Below are 20,931 nucleotides of genomic sequence, written 5' to 3'. Positions count from 1 at the left end.
CGTAAACGGGGTTTTATCCACCAAAAAAGAGGCGACCTCAGACCTGCATTAACAGGATGAACAGTTTAATGCATCATTAAACCGCTAGACCCCATTTTCATTCATTGCGGTGTCTGACAGGACATGGGGTTTCGTATACTTTGTGCTATTGGCACAAAGTAAAAACAGGCAGTAAGGTCTTTTGACTGATTTCTTAGTTTTTATCTAGAAATGGAGAAGTTTTCATTAGGAAAAGAGTACGAAGTCATACAAATCAGGGGATATATTCCTATTCGAAGAGCAACAATCTTTGTGAAAACAGCTTTTGATATGAGAGTTGTCGTCAAGTTTTTTCTCAAACCAATCTATACATGATGATAAAGCTTTGCTTCTGAGCATTTTCCGTATTCTTTCTCACTCGAAACGATGAAAGAAAAATGTGCTTCCATTCGTTTTTATATGTTATAGCAACAAAGTATGCGAAAAGATCCTTTCCAAAATCGCTTTCATATAAAAAAGCCTGTATTTTTACAGGCTCTAGTTAGATTAAGAGAAGTCTTAATAAATTTGAAGCTTACTCCTCTACTTGCATATTGAGACAATTGAGTTAAATCTAATTAGACTTACATGCTTTCCTCTCTACAAAGGAATAGTATCCACAAATTTACTCACTCAACAGAATCAGCTAATTTTCATTCGGACTTCTTTATTCATTAAGCATACAACGTGTTTTGCCAAGTCGACAACTCTACAAGAATAGCCCCATTCATTATCATACCAAGCTAATACTTTCACTTTACGATCATCTATTACCATTGTTGTTAAACCGTCTATAATTGCTGAGTGTGGATTCGTATTAAAATCTACGGAAACAAGCGGCTCGGTTGTAAATTCAATAATGCCATTAAACATGCCTTTCGATGCGGATTTAAATGCATCATTGATCATCTCGACCGTAACGTCTTCTTTAACATCCACGACTAAGTCAACAAGAGAAACATTCGGTGTTGGTACCCGAAGTGCCATTCCATGCAACCTTCCTTTTAGATGCGGCAAAACAAGTGATAGCGCTTTCGCTGCACCCGTTGTCGTTGGAATAATCGATTGAGCACAACCTCTTGCTCTACGTAAATCTTTGTGCGGATTATCTATATTATTTTGATCATTCGTATAAGCATGAACTGTTGTCATTAAGCCATTCTCAATGCCGAATTGATCATCAAGGACTTTTACAACGGGAGCTAAACAGTTCGTTGTACAAGACGCATTCGAAATAATCGTGTGTTTTTCCATATTTAATGCGCTTTCATTTACGCCCATCACAACTGTAATATCTTCTTGTTTACCCGGTGCTGTCAGGATGACCTTTTTAGCTCCAGCTTGTACATGCAAAGCCGCTTTATCTCTTGCATTAAATTTACCGGTTGCTTCAATAACAATATCAATCCCAAGGTCTCCCCATGGTAATTGTTCTGGATTTCGGTTGTTTAGTAACTTCACTCTATGACCATTAACAATCAAGGTATTCTCTTCCACAAGGACTTCCCCATCGAAGATACCATGATTCGTATCATATTTGATTAAATGAGCTAAAGTTTCAGCGGGATAGCTTGCGTTAATCGCTACTATATTAAATTTTTTTTCCAAAATGGCCTTTCTAAAAACCATTCTGCCGATACGGCCAAACCCATTGATTGCAATTTTTGCCTTCATTGTGGTTCCCCCTAATATAAGTGTTATACTTTTATGTTGTATTCTTACGATTAGTATAACATATTTACATTTAGGCAGGAGACTGTTTTTTCACTTTTATAAATGTTTAACAATTCAGAAAAATGTGGGCAGAATTTAAGTGAACCAAAGCTCTCATCGTCAAGATTTTGTACGAAGACAAACTTTCACCCTTCTGTTACCCACAGAGAGTCACTAGTTTTTATTGACAGCGTAGTGACAAGCTCCTACATTGAATCCTAGTTAATGAATTTGGCCATTAAAACACTGAGCTATAGACCCTTTTTCGTATACACCGCTGTTACGATTAAATTTCATTATTATGAAATCCTCCATTTTGTGTTAATTTCGTTTACATCAAACGAAAAATTCCCCCTACTCCTATTTTTCTAACCGCTTAAGTACTTTTTGAACACTGTCATTCAAAAAAAACTGAGCATCCTTTCAGCTCAATTTTTACTTTAAGGAGACAATCCCCAAGATGAAATCAGTTCTTTCACCTGCTCTTCTGTTCTCTCCAAAGAGAAAATATTATTGATGATAGCATCTGCTTTCTCTACTTTGTCCTCTAATGACATTTGTGAGGCTATTCTCGCATTCGCTTCTTCTTCAGAGAGGTAATTTCGCTTCATTAATCTAGAAAGCTGTGTCTCTTGATCGACATATACAACAATAACCTTTTCCACCATCCACGAAAGATTACTTTCAAAAAGGAGTGGAATGTCCATGAAAATCGTATTTTTCCCATTTTCAATAGCTTCCTCTTTGTCTTTTAGCATTTCCTTCCTAACCGCAGGATGAACAATGGAGTTAAGCTTTCTTCTTTTTTCTTCATCATGAAAGATCACTTCTCCAAGCATTTGGCGATCTATTTCTTGATTTGCTAGAAGAATTTCACTCCCAAATTCTTTCACAATTTCGTTATACGCTTCTTCACCTGGCTGCGCCACTTTTCTTGCTGCAACATCTGCGTCAATGATAGTGAATTGTCGTTCTTTCAAAATAGTAGACACCGTGCTTTTTCCACTAGCGATTCCACCTGTTAATCCAATAATAATTCCCACCCTAAGCACCCTTTCTACTTAGCTAAAGTCTCTCATCGTAAAATTAATTGCCCTTAAATCAAATTTTGAATGAGATCATTTATTGTTGTCAGATTTTCATTCAAAATAATCCGAAAAGTTGACCCATATTCTCTCTACATCACAATGTATGATCTAGTTTGAAAAGCAACAATTTTTGCAAAAATAGCCTAGCTAAAAGCGTAATAATCCAATAAATATTAAGATTAAACCAGGTAAAAAAGACATCCGCTGAATCCATTGAAGATGCGAAAATAGTTTTCCCAATTTTAGGCCTGAGGACAAAAACGTCACACTCATGAAAACGACACATATAGCGAGAAAAAACGGTGAAAAACCGAGCAAAGCGGCCCCAATTCCTGCTCCGAATGCATCAAGAGAGAGCGCGACTCCCAACAATAAGGCTTCTATACCTGTAATCGTTCCAGAACGGTCAATATCGGCGGATAGAGGTCGCCGCAAGATTTGAATGACTACTCCTAACGATTTAATCTCCACATTTAAAATTGTGTCATCTTGATCGACTTTTTTTTCCGGCTGAAAGAATTGATAAATCACCCAAATTCCCAAAAGAATTAATATGAACCCCCCAATTCGACCTGCCCACTCTATCGACAATACATCTTGGAGCATTTGTCCCAGTGACATCGCAGCTAATAATGAGCCCGCAGAACAAAAGGAGATAATTAAAATAGACTTCAGTGGCATTCCCATTTTACGCAGTCCATACGTAAGTCCCGTGCTAAAGCTATCTAAACTAACGGCAAAGGCAAGTAACAACAAGGAGACATAGCTGCTCATATACGAATAGCCCCTTCCAAAAAAATTGCTACGATAGTATATGGAAGGAGCTATCCTCTTGTTAAAAAAAATCTTTATTTACTCTTGGCAATGAGGGCAAAAATGCGTCCCACGGCCAGCGGTAACTTTTTTCTCAATTGAATTTCCGCACTGCCTGCAAGATTCATCTTTTCGACCGTAAACATACAGTTCATTTTGAAAGGTACCTATTTTTCCTTGACTATTCACATAAGACCTTATCGTGCTTCCACCCTTCTCAACAGCTTCTCCAAGTGTTTCAACAATGGCTTTATGAAGGGTTGGAACTTCCTGATTATGAATGGATTTTCCTTTTCGATCCGGGTGAATTCCTGCACGAAACAACGCTTCGTCCACATAAATATTTCCTAGCCCCACAAAAATCGATTGATCAAGCAAGGCAGCTTTAACCGCTCTTTCTGTTTTGCTTAATTTCTCTGCAAGAAATTCACTAGTGAATTCAGAGGAGAAGGGCTCAGGACCTAGCTTAGATAACGGCAAACTCTCTTGCTCTTTGCCTTTGACGAACAAGTGCATTGTGCCAAATTTCCTGACGTCTCTATATCGTAGAGCTGTAGCATCCGTGAAATGAAAAATAATATGTGTATGTGGAGCAAGTTCTTCCTCTTCTTGGTACACGCCATACTTACCTTCCATTCTTAAATGTGAAACAAGTGTGTAATGATCCGTATCTATCAAAAGAAACTTCCCTCTTCTTCTGACATTTTCAATTCGCTCTTCAACTAACGCTTCTTTAAATTGCTCAATTTCTTCGGGTTTCTTGATGATTTTCGGCCAGAAAACGGAGACCGAATGAATGGTCTTTCCTACTACCAATTCCTTTAGCGTTCGTTTGACCGTTTCTACTTCTGGTAACTCAGGCAATACCCTCACCTCTATGATTATTTAGCATCATACCATGATTTCCCATAAGAATAATCTACTTTAAGTGGGACTGAAAGTTCGATTGCTTGTTCCATTACCTCCGGAACGAGTTCTTTTAATATTTCAATCTCTTCTTCTGGTGTTTCAAAAATTAATTCATCATGGACTTGAAGAAGAAGTCGTGTTTTTAATCCTCTTTCTTTCAATGCAGCAGCCATATGAATCATTGCTTTTTTTATTATGTCAGCAGCACTTCCTTGAATAGGTGTATTCATAGCCGTACGTTCACCAAAACTTTTCAAATTGAAATTTCGACTGGTGATTTCAGGAATATAACGTCGTCTATTAAGAAGAGTGGTCACATACCCTTTCAGTTTGGCTTCTTGAATAATATCATCCATATATTCCTTCACACCTGGATAACTTTCCAAATACGTTTGAATAAACTCTCCTGCTTCTTTCCGTGTAATATTCAGGCTTTGTGATAGACCGTAATCACTGATTCCATAGACAATCCCAAAGTTGACCGCTTTTGCGTGTCTTCTCATATTCGATGTTACCTCATCTTTGTTCACACCAAACACATCCATTGCCGTTTTCGTGTGAACATCTAGCCCTTCTTTAAAAGCTTGAATTAATTTCTCATCCTGAGCAATATGGGCTAATACACGAAGTTCAATTTGAGAATAATCTGCTGCAAACATGTACCATCCATCAACGGACGCGACAAAAGCTTGACGAATTTTTCTTCCTTCTTCTAAACGAATGGGGATATTCTGCAGATTAGGATCAATTGAACTTAATCGACCGGTTTGCGTGAGGGCTTGGTTGAAGCGTGTATGAATTTTATCTGTATCCGCAGTGATAACTTTCAGTAGCCCTTCTATATAAGTAGAATTCAATTTTCCTAATTGACGATAGTGAAGAATATACTGAATGATGTCATGCTTCGATTGCAGCTTTTCTAACACATCCGCTGAAGTCGAGTAGCCCGTTTTTGTCTTTTTGATGGGAGGCAATTCTAGCTTTTCAAATAATATTACTCCTAGCTGCTTTGGGGAGTTAATATTAAATGTTTCACCCGCCAACTCATGAATCCTTGTTTCGAGTGCGCGCAGTTGTTCATTCAACTCTTCTCCCATTCGTTGAAGACGAGCTTTGTCCACTTTTACACCTTTTGATTCCATATCCGCTAAAATAAATGCTAATGGCAATTCAAGCTCTTTCAATAAAGCTAATTGACTGTTTTCTTCCAATTCTTTTTGTAGCTTATCAACCAACATTTGAAGGGTATATACTTTTCTTCCGACATGATCCGCCACAATTTCTAGGTCCGGGACTTTCTGCTTAGCTCCCTTTCCATATACCGCTTCATCCCTTTGTACCGTATTAAAATGATGCTCTTTAGCTAAAGAAGCAAAATCATCATGATTCGCCGATGGATTTAATATATACGCAGAAATGAGCACATCAAAATCAATGCCTTTTATGTCAATGTTCTGTCGCCTGAAGGCAATGATGGATTGTTTTGCATCATATACCGCTTTTACTTTCGACTCATCTACTAACCATTCTTTAAAAGCAGGTGATGAAAAAGCAATGTCAGCAGGGATAAAGTAGGTTCCTGTATCATTATGTAAACCTATCCCGATAATCGATCCTCGATGATAATTCTCTTCAAGCATCTCAACATAAAGATAGCTGTCCGTCGTTAAGTGTGATTTTTTGACTTCATTCAAGATCATCACCGAAATATCGTCTAATTCTGCTTCCTCACTGTCTTCAGTAGAAAATTTTTCTAATAGTGAATTAAAGCCTAATTCTTTAAAAAGCGAATGAAGTTTAGCTGGATGATTCCCCTCATAGCTAAGATCTTTCACTCCTACCTCCACTGGTGCTTCGCGCATAATGGTCGCCAATTCTTTACTCATTATTGCCTGTTCTTTATTTTCTTCTAATTTTTCCTTTAATTTTTTTCCACTCACTTCATCGATTGACTGTAATAATTCTTCAACGGTCGTAAATTGCTTTAATAATTTAATGGCTGTTTTCTCTCCAACACCTGGCACACCAGGAATGTTATCCGAACTATCACCCATTAATCCTTTCATATCAACAATTTGCTTAACTGTCAGGCCATATTTCTCTTGAATATGAGCAGGCGTATATTTTTCCATATCAGTAATGCCTTTTTTCGTAATCATAACAGTTGTTTTATCTGACGAAAGTTGTGTTAAATCTTTATCTCCTGAAATGACGGTTACTTCAAATCCATCTTGTTCTGCCTGAAGAGAAAGGGTTCCAATAATATCATCCGCTTCATAATTCGGTAATTCGTAATGCGAAATTCCATACGCATCTAACAGTTCCCTTACAAATGGAAATTGCTCCGAAAGTTCCGGTGGAGTCTTTTGCCGTCCACCTTTATATTCTTTAAAGGCTGTGTGACGAAAAGTTGTTTTCCCAGCATCGAACGCGACAAGAATATGAGACGGTTTTTCATCTTCCAAAATCTTCATCAACATGGTTGTAAAACCATAGACTGCATTCGTGTGTATGCCTTTATCATTGTTTAATAATGGCAAAGCAAAAAATGCTCGATAGGCAATACTATTACCATCTATTAGAACTAGCTTCTTACTCATTATGTAACCTCCCAATAATCTTCCATTCCACATATTTTACCCATACAAAAACCGTTATTCTCTCCTTTATTCTATCATGTCCGATAGGGAAAGGAAAAAACGACGGCCTTTTGAGAATTCACTTTGACTTTTATTGGTTAAGCTCTTTTTTGATTATCTTTTTTTACACCAAGAAAAATCATACAGCTATGATGAAGTATCTATAACATTAATAATGATATGCGTAAGAATCCTCTAGAAAGACGTCGAAATCAGTAATGAATTTTTCATTTCTTTCTTTTTCAGAAGCTCTTTTCGTACACATAATGGCTATTAGATTTACATTTCGATGGAATTCGCTATTCCATCCTTGATCTCTCTTTCAAAAATAGACCAAAAAGAAAAGACGAGAACGGGGTCTGTCCTCGTCTTTTCTTTTTGATTCTTTGGATGAAGGGGTTTTCACTTATGATTATAGCAATCAACTGTTAAGGAAACATAAACCGAATGTAAAGGAGATGTAAATTCAGGAAGGTTATTCAAAAAAATGCCTGATTTTCTTTTGAAACGTAAGGGTAAACATTGTACCCATCCCTTCTTCGCTTGACACTTCAATGGTTCCATGATGAGCTTCAACTAAATGTTTAACTATTGCTAACCCGAGCCCGGTGCCACCTGAATTACGACTTCGCGCTTTATCAACACGGTAAAAACGTTCGAAAATACGTGGAATCTCAGACCTCTCCATTCCAACCCCTGTATCTTGAACTGTTATATTCACTTCTTCATTTTCAGAGACAATCCCAATACTTACCCTCCCCTTTTCAGGAGTATAGGAGATACCATTGCTAATTAAATTTATTAAAATCTGTTTTAACCGAGGGGCGTCTCCTTCTATAATCGCTTGAGAACCTGGTTTGAATTGTAACGTAACCTGTTTTTCATCCGCTTTACTTTGAAGCATCATTAAAACATCTTCCGCTAAATCATTGACATTCACTTCATAAACGGACAGATGAAAACCTTGCTTTTCGATTTTGGATAAATCGAGTAGATCTTGTATCAACGACTGCAAACGATCGCTTTCTTTAAGAATGATGTGTAAAAAAGATTGAAGAGTATCCCGGTCGTTCATTGCACCATCTAGAAGAGTTTCTGAGAATCCCTTTATCGACGTAATAGGCGTTTTCAATTCATGAGAGACATTCGCTACAAAATCTTTTCGCATCTGCTCCAGTTTTTTCAACTCTGTAATGTCATGAAAAACGAGTAATATCCCCTTCCATTCATCACTGTTTCCAATTATGGGTGCACCATACACTTCAAAATGACGAATCTCAATGTTTACGGGGATTAACAGCTGCTTTCTCACCTTCTGCTCTGTCATAAATACTTCTTCAACTATTTTGTTGATTTCATTATTGGATATAGCTTCATAGTATCTTTTTCGCAATAAATCAAATGGTTTTATATGAAACTGTTCTTTATAGGCCTTGTTAATGAGAACAATATATCCTTTAGGATCAATAAGAAGCAACCCGCTTCCCATGTTCTCGATAAGGGTCATCAACCGATCTTGCTGCATTTCCTGAGTGGAAACCATTTCTTGTAGATTTCTTGCTAAAATATTTATTGAGGAACTCAGCATACTTGTTTCGTCAATATAGTCTTCAAACGTCCTGGCACGATAATTCCCCTTCGCTAACTCTATCGCAACAGTAGTAGCCGATTCAATTGGCTTCGTGTATTGTGCGGTAATTTTACTGGCTAAGAGAATAATGACAATAAGCGAGAGCCCTAACGAAACAGCTAGAACAAGCCAAATTTGACCATATGCGGTTTTCAACACTTCAATCGAAGTACTAAGTACTAATATGCCCTCTGTCGTTCCATTTGAAGCCTTGATAGCCACCCAATAATTACGCATATTAATATCCGTTTGGCTTATTTCATAACCATCTTCACTACGTTTCCAGCCGAGATAAATTTCCTGTAACACTTTTTCATTTGACTCCAAACTAGAATCATTTTGATCAAATAGAATCTTACCTTCGTCATCTAGTATCGAAATTCGCGCATCAAGGAGCTTACTTCTTTCTCTTAACGGAACATTACGTAATTGATCAATGCCTCCCGCTTCCTCAATCTCAGAAGCTAGCCATTCACTTTCTATTTCTAAACGAGAATTGAAGGTGCTCACATAATAGCCTTTAAATACCTGCCCTAATAAAACTCCAACTGCAACTAATACGACCATAATTAATGTGATCAGGGCAAACAATAAGCGAGAGCGAAACTTCGTCATGCTTTTTTTGGCTCCTCCATTTTGTATCCTAGACCACGAATCGTTTTTATATAGAGGGGTTTCTTCGTGTTAGACTCAATTTTATCTCGTAAGTGACTTATATGTACATCGACAATCCTTGAATCTCCAGCAAAATCATATTTCCACACAGCGCTTAATAATTGATCTCTCGTCAACACTCTTCCTTTGTTCTTAACTAAAAACATAAGAAGCTCAAATTCTTTTGGCGTTAGTTCAAGTAACTGATCTCGAAAATAGGCTTCATATTGCTCGGGATACACCTTTAGTTCACCAATCTTTAGAAAATCCAGCTGTTCTTCTTGTTGCGCTATTTCTATGACGGCTTGACTTCTTCTTAAAATTGCTTTGACTCTCGCTACCACTTCACGTGGACTAAATGGTTTGGTCATATAATCATCAGCCCCTAGCTCAAGTCCTAGCACTTTATCAAATTCATCGTCTTTAGCTGTCAACATTAGTACTGGTGTCATCACTTTAAATTGACGAAGTTGTTTACACACTTCTATTCCGTCTAATTTTGGCAACATTAAATCTAACAAAATCATATCAGGTTTGTCTTCGATAGCCCTGTTTTTGCCTTCTTCTCCGTCAAAGGCGGTAATCACCTCGTAGCCTGCTTGTACTAAATTGTACTGAAGAAGCGTCACAATCGATTTCTCATCATCAACTACTAATACCTTTTTACTCATAAGGTCCTCCATTAAAATAGATTTAACCCCATAGTTCACTTAACCTTCTATCCATCACTTATTATACTACACCTATTTTACACCGCATGCCTAGATCCTCTTACATTCTACACCAGTTCGTTTTCAACAAAAATAAAAGAGAATGCCTAGGCATTCTCCTAAAAATTTTCTAATATATGGGCACTCATTTTCTGTTTCTTGTGAGGAGGGCATACTCGTATATTCCCTCTAACAACTACCTCTTCGTCTTCATTTTCCCCTTGAACATCTATCGTAATAAGATGAGATTCAATGTCAATTGCACTTACCGTAAATAAGAAATGAACCGTCCCATAATGATAGACTGGTACGGGATAATCCATGTCCATTCCCATAACGTGCGCTCCTGGACCAGGCAGGTACTTTGATACAGCTGAATGAATGATTCCATTTAGCATTATAGAAGGTACAATCGGTTTCTTAAACGGAGTTTGCGATGCATAGTCATGTTGAATGTATAATGGGTTCGCATCATTTGTTAATCCAAGGTAGAGAAGTAAATCTCTATCTTCCATTTTTTCTGTAAGAGTTAATTTTTCTCCTACACCCATTTCACTTATCATTCTACCTAGTTTTTTTTTCTTCCCAAGTAACATTGAACGCACCCCTAACATTATGTAAACGTTTACAAATATCTATAGTGAATATCTGTATTATTCTGACTTTTCACTATCATACCACGAAACCCGCCACTATTCAACGAAAAGCGAAAGTGGCTCGCCCTGAGGCGACAGGCAAATGAAGAGCTCGTAGGTGATGCCTGCATCACTGGAGAGTTATTCATTTGACCCGAGCCTCAAGCCACTGTAGCTGGACACGAAAAGCGAAAACGGCTGTTTAGGGACGGCAGGCATCTGGCAAAACACGCAGTGAATCTTGATTCACGTAGTGGGTTGACAAATGCCCGAGTCCCTAACCGCCTACTATCGGGCTTTAAAAATTCGATAAGGGATTCTTTTATGTAGGATCTTTTCGTATACATTGTGGTTATTTCATCTGATTTTTGACTAAATAATCCTTCCCACTGTTGATTCCCATCAAAAACAGACGAAATGATGCTCGAAACTAAGCTATATCATAGATTATAACCTGATTCGAAAAGCAACAAACTTTACGAAAACAGCCTTTCTATACAATAAGATAAACGAAGAAGTTTATTTTTATTCATGCATTATACAATTGCTTGTAACAAGAAGACTTTACTAATAATTAAGACTGTTTTCGCAAAGAGTTTTGCTTTTCAGTGAAGTCCATAAACGGTAACAGCGATAGATTTTGGAGCAACATTTCATATTTTTCGGGACTATGCACTGCCAAAATAAGAGATGGTATTGACGATTTAATGCTCTACCATTCATAGATTGGAGACAGAGATGAAAAATTCTTATTCATAGCTTTCCTGGCGTTAACAACAAGGTTTCTAAAATAGAGATTTTAAAAAAGCTGCTCCACGATAGACGTGGAGCAGCTTTTTTATTTATTGGGCAAGAGTTTCCATTACATTTTTCACCGAATCTGCGGAACGTTGAAGAGCAACTTTCTCTTCGTCAGTTAGCTCAAGTTCAATAATTTCTTCAATTCCGTTTCCACCAAGAATGGTCGGAACGCCTAAATATATTCCATCAAAACCATATTCTCCTTCAAGGTAAGCAATTGCAGGTATCACACGACGTTGATCTTTTAGAATAGCTTCACACATTTCAACAATGGAAGCTGCTGGTGCGTAGTAGGCACTACCGTTTCCTAGTAGGCCTACGATTTCACCACCACCTTTTCTTGTACGCTCAACAATAGCCTTTAAACGTTCTTCAGAGATTAATTTCTCTAGGGGAATTCCACCTGCATAAGAATACCGTACAAGTGGGACCATATCGTCACCATGTCCACCTAAAACGAATCCTGTCACATCTTTGACAGATAGGTTTAACTCTTGTGCAACAAACGTACGGAAACGAGCTGTATCTAATACGCCAGATTGACCAATTACGCGATGTTTAGGAAATCCAGATTCTTGAAAAACTGTATAGGTCATCGCATCTACGGGATTCGTTAACACGATAATATAACATTCTGGAGAATATTTAACGATTTCTTGCGCAACAGATCGCATAATTTTTTGATTTGTTTGAACCAAGTCATCCCGGCTCATTCCTGGTTTACGTGCAATACCAGCTGTAATCACAACAATATCGGAATCTTTTGTGTCTTCATAGTTAGAAGTTCCAATAATATTAGCATCAAATCCTTGAACAGGGGCAGCCTCTAACATATCCAGAGCTTTACCCTTAGTAGGGTTTTCCATCTGAGGAATATCAACTAAAACAACATCCCCAAGCTCTTTTTGTGCTAGCATGAATGCCGTTGTGGCTCCCGTAAATCCTCCACCAATGACTGAAACCTTTTTACGTTTGATTGTCACAAGTATCTCCCCCTTATTTTCGTTAAATATGTAGTAGCTGCCCGCACATCTACTAGTACAGAGCAGCTTTTGTTATATTTTTATAGGTTTTCGATAAGTGCAGTTCCAAACTCAGATGCTTTAACTTCCGTTGCACCATCCATTAATCGAGCAAAATCATAAGTGACCACTTTTGAGGCAATTGTTTTTTCCATCGATGCAGTAATTAAACTCGCCGCTTCCGTCCAACCTAAGTGTTCAAGAAGTAATACACCTGAAAGAATTACTGAAGACGGATTAACTTTATCTAAACCAGCATACTTCGGAGCTGTACCATGCGTAGCTTCAAAGATTGCATGTCCCGTTTCGTAGTTTATGTTTGCTCCTGGAGCAATCCCAATTCCACCAACTTGTGCAGCTAAGGCGTCAGAAATGTAGTCTCCGTTTAGGTTCATGGTAGCCACAACATCGAACTCTTTCGGACGAGTTAAAATTTGTTGTAAGAAGATATCAGCAATTGAATCTTTGACAATGATCTTACCTGCTGCCTCTGCTTCTGCTTGAGCTTTGTTAGCTGCATCCGCACCTTGTGCTTCTTTAATTTTATCGTATTGAGCCCAAGTAAAGACTTTGTCCCCAAATTCCTTCTCAGCTAGCTCATAACCCCAATTTTTGAAGGCACCTTCAGTAAACTTCATGATGTTTCCTTTGTGAACTAGTGTGACAGATTTACGACCCTCTTTAATGGCATAGTTAATTGCTGCACGAACTAGTCTACTTGTTCCCTCTTCAGAAACGGGCTTGATTCCGATTCCAGATGTTTCTGGGAAACGGATTTTTGAAACGCCCATTTCTTGTTGCAGGAAGTTGATCAGTTTTTTCACTTCATCTGAACCTTCCGCATATTCAATACCTGCATAAATATCTTCCGTGTTTTCACGAAAAATCACCATATCGGTATCTTCAGGGCGCTTAATTGGAGATGGAACACCGTCAAAATAACGTACAGGACGTAAACATACGAAAAGATCTAATTCTTGACGAAGAGCTACGTTTAGAGAACGAATACCTCCACCTACTGGGGTAGTAAGTGGCCCTTTGATTGCGATAAAGTATTCACGAATAGTATCTAAAGTTTCAGCAGGTAGCCATTCACCTGTTTTATTGAATGCTTTCTCTCCTGCATAAACTTCTTTCCAAGAAATTTTACGCTCGCCTTTATAGGCCTTTTCAACCGCTGCGTCCAAGACACGAGAAGCTGCTGCCCAAATATCTGGTCCAATTCCATCACCTTCAATAAATGGGACAACTGGATGATTGGGTACGTTAAGTACTCCATTTTGTACTGTGATTTTTTCGCCTTGTGACATGCTAATTCCCTCCAATTCATGATAAAAAGTTAGAAGAGTTTTCTTCTAACTCTAAACAGCGGACGCAATCCATCGACCCTACATTTAAGGGCTTCCAACAGACAGCATACTTTACTGCGTGTTTTAACAAACAATATGGTTAGCTGAAAATCTGCAAAACCTGTATTTTATTACTTATCCATTACACCAATATTTTTTCCATTTGTAAAATCCTAGCCTCTTTGATCAATTGGTGTATATTCTTGTTTACCAGGACCTGTGTAATCTGCACGCGGACGAATAAGACGGTTGTTCGAATATTGTTCAAGAATATGAGCAAGCCATCCAGATACACGGCTTACTGCAAATATTGGCGTGAACAAGTCATGATCAATATTTAAGCTGTGATAAACAGACGCAGAATAGAAATCTACATTAGGTGGAAGATTTTTTTCAGACGTAACGATTTCTTCAATCTTTATCGACATCTCATACCATTTTTTCTCTCCACTAATTTCAGTTAATTTTTTGGACATATCACGAAGATGTTTTGCTCTTGGATCTCCTTCACGATATACACGGTGGCCAAAGCCCATGATTTTTTCTTTACGGTCTAACTTTTCTCGAATGAAAGTATCTACATTCGCTACAGAATCAATTTCGGTTAACATCTTCATGACTTGCTCATTTGCCCCTCCGTGAAGAGGTCCTTTGAGTGCTCCAATCGCAGCTGTTACTCCTGAGTACACGTCTGAAAGTGTTGCTACACATACACGAGCTGTGAAAGTTGACGCATTTAATTCGTGGTCAGCGTGCAGGACTAATGCCTTATTAAAAGCTTCTACTTCGATTGGTTCAGGCTCTTTTCCTGTTAACATGTATAAGAAGTTAGCCGCAAAACTTAGATCTTTGCGCGGTGCAACAGGCTCTTGACCATTGCGAATACGAGAGAATGCCGTCACAATGGCTGGCATTTTTGCTTGCAATCGAATTGCTTTGCGATAATTTGCCTCTTCATCCATTACATCTGCTTCTTCATCATACAATCCTAAAAGTGATACCGCTGTACGAAGTGCGCCCATAGGATGAACTGAATCAATGGGATATGCTTTAAAATGTTCAAGCACTTGTGTAGGTAATTCGTACTCATCTGCTAATTGTGTTCTAAATTCCTCTAATTCTGCTTGATTCGGAAGACGCAAATGCCATAATAAGTAAATAACCTCTTCAAAACTAGCATGATTAGCAAGGTCATCAATGTTGTACCCCACATATGTAAGTGTGTCTTCGATAATGGAACTGATTGAAGAAGTGGTAGCAACTATTCCTTCAAGTCCGCGTGTTGCAGTCATCATAATCTCCCCTTTACTTCGATTTATTCAGGTTTCCCAATGCAATTAAGCAATTATGCCTTTCGGCTTGATTCAATAAATATTCCCTGTTTCCCTAAAATAAAACCCTGTCGAGCGTTCGCTCAATTCATCTTCAGAAAGTTCAGCTAGACTCGTCCTTCTTTAGGATACGCTTACATTTTCTATTATAAACAATTATCTGACATTTGTGAATGGAAACGTCTTAATTTAGACAAATATTTTTCTAAAAAAGCATTATTTTTGTCCGAAAGGGATTTCAACTGAATCTCTTCCTAAAGAATGATAGAATTCTATTAAAGATTCATACATAGCTATTCTCTTTGTTTTATAGATAAATGAAAATTAGTAAAATTGCAAATCTACACGATTAATTATTATTTCAAAAAAGTTAAATTCCATTATTGGGAATTAGAATAGATACCACTTACTCTTGTGAGTTATTGCAAACTAGGGTTCTATATCCCTGTAATGAGGCAAGAAATGATATTCCTTTTTTTACTATTTCCATGTAAAATATGAAGAAAGGAGGAATTAGATTGAACATAGTGTACTTACATAGGTTCTTGCGCTTTTTATTTGTTATTTTTTCCATTGTCTCAGGTATGATAGCTGCTTACTATGTATCTACGATAACTTATCCCTTTATCATCGCTATCATAATCGCGTTTCTGATGAATCCTCTCGTCAACTTTCTAGAAATAAAAATACGTCTGCCTAGGACATTAGCTGTTTTTATATCCATCCTCTTTATATTAGCAATTTTTGCAGGATTAATAACATTATTAATTACTGAAATTGTCTCGGGTGCAGATTACTTATCAAATGTGCTACCGTCACATGTGCGCACATTAGTTGAGTTTGCTGAAGACTTTATTGCAGCACAAGTCATTCCATTTTACGAGAGAATGTCTTCCTTGTTTAATAGCCTTGAAACAGGTCAACAAGGTACGATTATAGCAAACATTCAAAATGCTGGTGAAAAAATTGCAAGCTCAGCTGGGGATTTCTTGCAAACTTTCTTTCAGTTTCTACCAACATTATTCTCTTGGATTCCGAATGCAGCAACAGTGATTGTCTTTACCGCCCTTGCCACTTTTTTCATCAGCAAGGATTGGGATAAACTCAGATCTCTTGCCGCTCACTACCTTCCTATTAAAGCAAAAGCAAGTGGAAAAACGGTTTTTATCGATTTAAAAAAAGCTCTGTTGGGATTCCTACGTGCTCAAGTCACTCTCATCTCTATAACAACTATTATAATATTAATAGGATTAATTATTTTAAGAGTCGATTACGCAATAACAATTGCCCTCGTTACCGGATTAGTCGATGTTATTCCCTATTTAGGAACGGCTGCAGTATTAATCCCTTGGATGGTGTTTGAATTGATTACAGGGAATATTAAGCTGGGCGTCGGTCTGGGCGTTTTGTATGTTGTTGTGGCAATCCAACGTCAAATTATGGAACCAAAAATACTTTCATCTTCCATTGGTATGGATCCATTAGCTACTTTAATTGCGCTATTTGTTGGTTTTAAACTCATTGGATTTTTAGGACTTATTGTGGGCCCGGTTACGCTTGTCATCTTGACTACTTTGAAAAGGGCAGGGATTTTCCATGATTTATGGATTTTTATAAAAGGAGATTCCACCCCATAAGATGAGCTCAATGTGCCTAGAGCTCTACGTCCAATTTTTTTATAGGCTGGTTCCTCTAAGAAAATCACATTTCGCACGGTTATATGTATCGTAAAAAAGATTTCAGGGAACTTTTTTCAATTCTTTCCGGACGATTTTACTGATAATATTGTGGGATTTCCTCGGCTGCGAAATTCAATATCCACAATGAATTCTAAAAGAACCTATAAAAAAAGGCTGTTTTCACAAAGTTTGTTGCTTTTCGTATACATTAATAATCTATGATATAGCTTTGATCCAGACCTCATTTCGTCTGTTTTTGATGGAAATCAACAGAAAAATGGAGGTTTTAGTCAAAAATCAGATGAAATATCCACAATGGATACGAAAAGAGCCATAAAAAAACGAAAGGCGGATGCCTTTCGTTTTTATCTGTGTATTATAATTGATTTATTATTGATCCAACGTTTAAAAATCTTAAAAATAAGGGGCTTGACAAATTTCCTTGTTGTTGGAATGAGTAGAAAGAAGCCAATTGCATCCGTGATAAACCCTGGAGTCAATAGCACCACCCCACCGACTAAAATACACAATCCGTCCACTATAGCCATACCTGGAAGTTGACCAAATTGAAGCTGTGATTGTGCGGATTTCAACGTTTCTAAGCCCTGTTTTTTAGCAAGATATGCGCCAAATATTCCAGTCAATATGATTAGTAAAATCGTTGCCGGAGCACCTAAGGTTTGTCCAGAATAGATAAGCAAACCAATTTCTAATGCAGGAACGATAATTAGAAAAAATAATAAATACCTCATCATGGCCAAGCTCCTCCTTTGTTATCGTTACATTAGTATACCATACCCTCCATTTCTACAACAAAAATGTGGGCCACCTACAATTCGCCCTAAAATGAAGGTTGTTATTGTACTAGACAATACTTCTTTATGTTGGTAGGTTTCTAGGATTCATTTAGGTTTTTTGAATAAAAAACCTAAATGAATTGCAAGATATGAATGATTTATGCTGGCGTAAAGAGCAAAAAACCAACTCCCTATGAAATGTAGGGAGTTGGTTTTTTTATATACCAGGAAAAGGATTCCCTTTATTAAAGATAAGTTACATAATCCTCACCGACAAGCAGTGTTACTAAATTATAGGACGGATGCATGTCCGTTGTAGATGACACCACGAGTAGCATCTACAGTGATTTCTTGATTATCTTCAATTAGCGTCGTAGCATTTTCAACGCCGACTATAACTGGAATCCCCAGAGAAATGCCCACAACGGCTGCATGGCTTGTTAAACCACCCTCTTCAGTAATAAGAGCAGAACATTTTTCAATCGCTGGAACCATCTCTTTATCGGAACCTAAGGTCACAAGGACGGAGCCAGGTTGAACCTTTTCAATAGCTTCACTTGCATTTTTAGCAATAATTGCTTTCCCGTATGCTGATTTACGTCCAATTCCTTGACCTTTCACTAACACATCCCCAACGATATGAATCTTCATTAAGTTGGTTGTACCAGATTCACCAATTGGTACTCCGGCTGTGATCACGACTAAATCACCGTGTTTAATTTTATTATGGTTTAAACTAGTTTCTACAGCCATATCTAGCATTTCATCAGTAGTAGTAACCGTAGAGCCAACAAGTGGGTGAACTCCCCATACAAGTGCTAATCCACGTGATACAGAAGCATTTCCTGTAACCGCAATGATTGGAGCTTTTGGACGGTATTTAGAGATCATTTTAGCCGTATGACCACTTTCTGTTGGAGCAACAATAGCATTCACTTCTAAGTTAATTGCTGTGTGAGCAACTGATTGTCCAATTGCATCCGTCATATTGCGCTCAGAATTCTTGCTACAGTTTGAAAGAATTTCATTATAATCTAGAGCATCTTCGGCACGTGAAGCTATATTATGCATGGTTTGAACAGCTTCAACTGGGTAAGATCCAGCAGCTGTTTCTCCTGAAAGCATAATCGCATCTGTTCCGTCAAAAATTGCATTTGCAACGTCACTTGCTTCTGCTCTTGTTGGGCGTGGATTTCTTTGCATGGAATCTAACATTTGGGTTGCTGTAATAACTGGCTTTCCAAGTGCATTACACTTGCGAATAAGCTCTTTTTGAACTAGTGGTACTTCTTCTGCTGGAATTTCAACACCTAAGTCTCCACGAGCGACCATCAATCCATCAGACACTTCCAAAATTTCATCGATGTTGTCAACACCTTCTTGATTTTCGATTTTTGGAATGATTTGAATATGTGGTGCATTATTTTCTTCTAATAATTGGCGAATCTCTAATACATCTGAGGCACGTCGCACAAACGAAGCTGCAATGTAATCGACACCTTGCTCGATTCCGAAACGAATATCGCTTGCATCCTTGTCTGTGATTCCCGGAAGTTTCACCGACACACCTGGCACATTGACACCTTTTTTATTTTTAAGTGTTCCGCCATTTAAAATTTTAGTGCGGATTTCTTTAGCCGTCTGGTCAATTTCAAGCACTTCTAATCCAATCAATCCATCATCAAGAAGGATACGAGAACCAACATGTACATCATCCATTAATCCTTCATAAGTTATAGAGAATTTTTCATTTGTCCCAACAACTTCTGTCATGGAGAGTATAATTTCATCGCCTGTTTCAAGCTCAATTGCACCATCTTGCATTGTATGTGTGCGAATTTCAGGACCTTTGGTATCAAGAAGGATCCCAATAGTTTTCCCAGTAGTTTCGGATACTTCACGAATATTTTTGATTCGCTCACCATGTTCTTCAAAGTTACCATGTGAAAAATTTAAACGTGTTACGTTTAAACCGGCATCTACTAACTTGGTTAACATTTCTACACTTTCACTTGCAGGACCAATTGTACAAACAATTTTCGTTTTTCTCATCATTTTTACCTCCAGGTAGTTGAATAATTATATTAAATTGAGAGCTCTTTAGATAGTTGAAACATCTCCATATCCACAACATGTGGTTTAGCAAGAGCTTCAATAATGTCGTAATCAACTAGCATATTTTTTTCAATTCCTACAGCTCTACCGCCTTTATTTTCCTTTAAAAGCTCAACTGCTTTTGCGCCTAAACGACTTGCAAGTACTCGGTCTGCAGCGGTTGGTGTGCCACCACGCTGTATATGACCCAAGACGGATACGCGCGTTTCTAAATTCGTCTTATCTTTTAACTGTTGTGCAAATTCATTGCCTGACATTACACCTTCTGCAACAATAATAATACTGTGTTTTTTCCCACGGAGTTGACCTTTTTTTAAACGTTCCGCAATATCCTCCATATCAAAAGGGTCTTCAGGAATTAAAATGGTTTCTGCACCACCGGCTAACCCCGACCATAATGCAATATCCCCTGCGTTACGACCCATTACTTCAATGATAAATGTTCGCTCATGAGAAGTTGCTGTATCCCGAATTTTATCAACCGCATCAATAACCGTATTCAAGGCCGTATCAAATCCGATTGTCAACTCAGTTCCGGGAATGTCATTGTCAATTGTGCCAGGTACTCCAATACAAGGAAAACCTTGTTCTGTTAGTGCTCTTGCACCTCGGTAAGATCCATCTCCACCAATTACCACTATACCTTCGATCCCTAGTGCTTTTAATTGCTCAATGCCCTTTTGTTGTCCTTCACGTGTTTTAAACTCTTCACAGCGAGCCGTGTAAAGGGTTGTCCCCCCACGATGAATGATATCTCCAACAGAACCAAGTTCCAACTTCTTAATATTTCCACTAATTAAGCCGTTATAACCTTGATAAATTCCGTATACTTCCATTCCGTGATAAATTGCTTTTCGAACGACGGCACGTACGGCCGCATTCATTCCTGGAGCGTCCCCTCCACTTGTTAATACACCGATTTTCTTCAAGGAAATCACCTCTACCAATTCGTTAGTATGTATCTATACATGACCATGTTACTGACTTCACATAATGCAAGGAATATTAGTTAGATGACAATATTATTA

15 protein-coding genes are annotated in these 20,931 nt (G+C 37.9%); 1 reads left to right on the top strand and 14 read right to left on the bottom strand.

What is annotated here, in order from left to right; translation table 11 throughout:
- Positions 1-660 precede the first annotated feature (660 nt).
- The 11 genes from U8D43_RS16315 to citZ all read right to left on the bottom strand — a co-directional run bounded on the left by U8D43_RS16315 (position 661) and on the right by citZ (position 15,273).
- Positions 661-1,692: a glyceraldehyde-3-phosphate dehydrogenase gene (locus U8D43_RS16315; protein WP_335872251.1), complete on the bottom strand. Its 1,032-nt coding sequence runs from the start codon at positions 1,690-1,692 to the stop codon at positions 661-663.
- 479 nt (positions 1,693-2,171) lie between these two features.
- Entirely contained in the window at positions 2,172-2,774 is a 603-nt protein-coding gene (coaE, locus tag U8D43_RS16310; RefSeq protein WP_335872250.1) for a dephospho-CoA kinase, read from the bottom strand.
- 192 nt (positions 2,775-2,966) lie between these two features.
- Entirely contained in the window at positions 2,967-3,593 is a 627-nt protein-coding gene (ytaF, locus tag U8D43_RS16305) for a sporulation membrane protein YtaF (protein WP_335872249.1), read from the bottom strand.
- Positions 3,594-3,671: 78 nt separating this feature from the next.
- Complete coding sequence (gene mutM, locus U8D43_RS16300; protein WP_335872248.1) at positions 3,672-4,496, bottom strand: DNA-formamidopyrimidine glycosylase; 825 nt, start codon at positions 4,494-4,496, stop codon at positions 3,672-3,674.
- 17 nt (positions 4,497-4,513) lie between these two features.
- A complete protein-coding gene (polA, locus tag U8D43_RS16295; protein ID WP_335872247.1) occupies positions 4,514-7,141 on the bottom strand; it encodes a DNA polymerase I in 2,628 nt (875 codons plus the stop codon).
- Between the two features lie 514 nt (positions 7,142-7,655).
- Positions 7,656-9,425 carry a two-component system histidine kinase PnpS gene (gene pnpS, locus U8D43_RS16290; protein ID WP_335872246.1) on the bottom strand — a complete coding sequence of 590 codons (1,770 nt, stop codon included), beginning with the start codon at positions 9,423-9,425 and terminating at the stop codon, positions 7,656-7,658.
- The gene (locus tag U8D43_RS16285) at positions 9,422-10,135 is read right to left on the bottom strand and encodes a winged helix-turn-helix domain-containing protein (protein WP_335872245.1); all 714 of its coding nucleotides are present in this window, start codon (positions 10,133-10,135) and stop codon (positions 9,422-9,424) included. Before U8D43_RS16285 ends, pnpS begins: the two co-directional genes overlap by 4 nt.
- 158 nt (positions 10,136-10,293) lie before the next feature.
- Positions 10,294-10,770, bottom strand: coding sequence for a MaoC/PaaZ C-terminal domain-containing protein (locus U8D43_RS16280; RefSeq protein ID WP_335872244.1), 477 nt, complete (start codon positions 10,768-10,770; stop codon positions 10,294-10,296).
- An 881-nt stretch (positions 10,771-11,651) separates the two neighbouring features.
- Positions 11,652-12,593, bottom strand: coding sequence for a malate dehydrogenase (gene mdh / locus U8D43_RS16275; RefSeq protein ID WP_335872243.1), 942 nt, complete (start codon positions 12,591-12,593; stop codon positions 11,652-11,654).
- Between the two features lie 80 nt (positions 12,594-12,673).
- Positions 12,674-13,942, bottom strand: a complete 1,269-nt coding sequence (gene icd, locus U8D43_RS16270; RefSeq protein WP_335872242.1) for an NADP-dependent isocitrate dehydrogenase — start codon at positions 13,940-13,942, stop codon at positions 12,674-12,676.
- A 212-nt stretch (positions 13,943-14,154) separates the two neighbouring features.
- On the bottom strand, positions 14,155-15,273 hold the full coding sequence (gene citZ / locus U8D43_RS16265) for a citrate synthase (RefSeq protein WP_335872241.1): 1,119 nt from the start codon (positions 15,271-15,273) through the stop codon (positions 14,155-14,157).
- 557 nt (positions 15,274-15,830) lie between these two features.
- On the opposite strand from citZ, the gene ytvI reads away from it, so the two are divergent.
- Positions 15,831-16,949 (top strand): sporulation integral membrane protein YtvI, encoded by a 1,119-nt coding sequence (ytvI, locus tag U8D43_RS16260; protein WP_335872240.1) that lies wholly within the window; start codon positions 15,831-15,833, stop codon positions 16,947-16,949.
- 407 nt (positions 16,950-17,356) lie between these two features.
- Here ytvI and U8D43_RS16255 read toward each other — a convergent pair whose 3' ends face one another.
- The 3 genes from U8D43_RS16255 to pfkA all read right to left on the bottom strand — a co-directional run bounded on the left by U8D43_RS16255 (position 17,357) and on the right by pfkA (position 20,832).
- Positions 17,357-17,743 (bottom strand): FxsA family protein, encoded by a 387-nt coding sequence (locus U8D43_RS16255; RefSeq protein ID WP_335872255.1) that lies wholly within the window; start codon positions 17,741-17,743, stop codon positions 17,357-17,359.
- Between the two features lie 336 nt (positions 17,744-18,079).
- Entirely contained in the window at positions 18,080-19,840 is a 1,761-nt protein-coding gene (gene pyk, locus U8D43_RS16250; protein WP_335872239.1) for a pyruvate kinase, read from the bottom strand.
- A gap of 32 nt (positions 19,841-19,872) precedes the next feature.
- On the bottom strand, positions 19,873-20,832 hold the full coding sequence (pfkA, locus tag U8D43_RS16245; protein WP_335872238.1) for a 6-phosphofructokinase: 960 nt from the start codon (positions 20,830-20,832) through the stop codon (positions 19,873-19,875).
- Positions 20,833-20,931: the final 99 nt, after the last annotated feature.

The organism is Bacillus sp. 2205SS5-2 (assembly GCF_037024155.1).
In the GTDB taxonomy this organism is placed as follows: Bacteria; Bacillota; Bacilli; order Bacillales; family Bacillaceae_K; genus Bacillus_CI.
This window is presented reverse-complemented; position numbering and strand designations above follow the sequence as displayed.

Coding starts and splice junctions, on each gene's coding strand:
- ytaF (WP_335872249.1), bottom strand. CDS start 3,593: ATGAGCAGCTATGTCTCCTTGTTGTTACTTGCCTTTGCCGTTAGTTTA.
- pnpS (WP_335872246.1), bottom strand. CDS start 9,425: ATGACGAAGTTTCGCTCTCGCTTATTGTTTGCCCTGATCACATTAATT.
- U8D43_RS16255 (WP_335872255.1), bottom strand. CDS start 17,743: ATGAGGTATTTATTATTTTTTCTAATTATCGTTCCTGCATTAGAAATT.
- U8D43_RS16285 (WP_335872245.1), bottom strand. CDS start 10,135: ATGAGTAAAAAGGTATTAGTAGTTGATGATGAGAAATCGATTGTGACG.
- icd (WP_335872242.1), bottom strand. CDS start 13,942: ATGTCACAAGGCGAAAAAATCACAGTACAAAATGGAGTACTTAACGTA.
- polA (WP_335872247.1), bottom strand. CDS start 7,141: ATGAGTAAGAAGCTAGTTCTAATAGATGGTAATAGTATTGCCTATCGA.
- U8D43_RS16280 (WP_335872244.1), bottom strand. CDS start 10,770: ATGTTACTTGGGAAGAAAAAAAAACTAGGTAGAATGATAAGTGAAATG.
- U8D43_RS16315 (WP_335872251.1), bottom strand. CDS start 1,692: ATGAAGGCAAAAATTGCAATCAATGGGTTTGGCCGTATCGGCAGAATG.
- pyk (WP_335872239.1), bottom strand. CDS start 19,840: ATGAGAAAAACGAAAATTGTTTGTACAATTGGTCCTGCAAGTGAAAGT.
- citZ (WP_335872241.1), bottom strand. CDS start 15,273: ATGACTGCAACACGCGGACTTGAAGGAATAGTTGCTACCACTTCTTCA.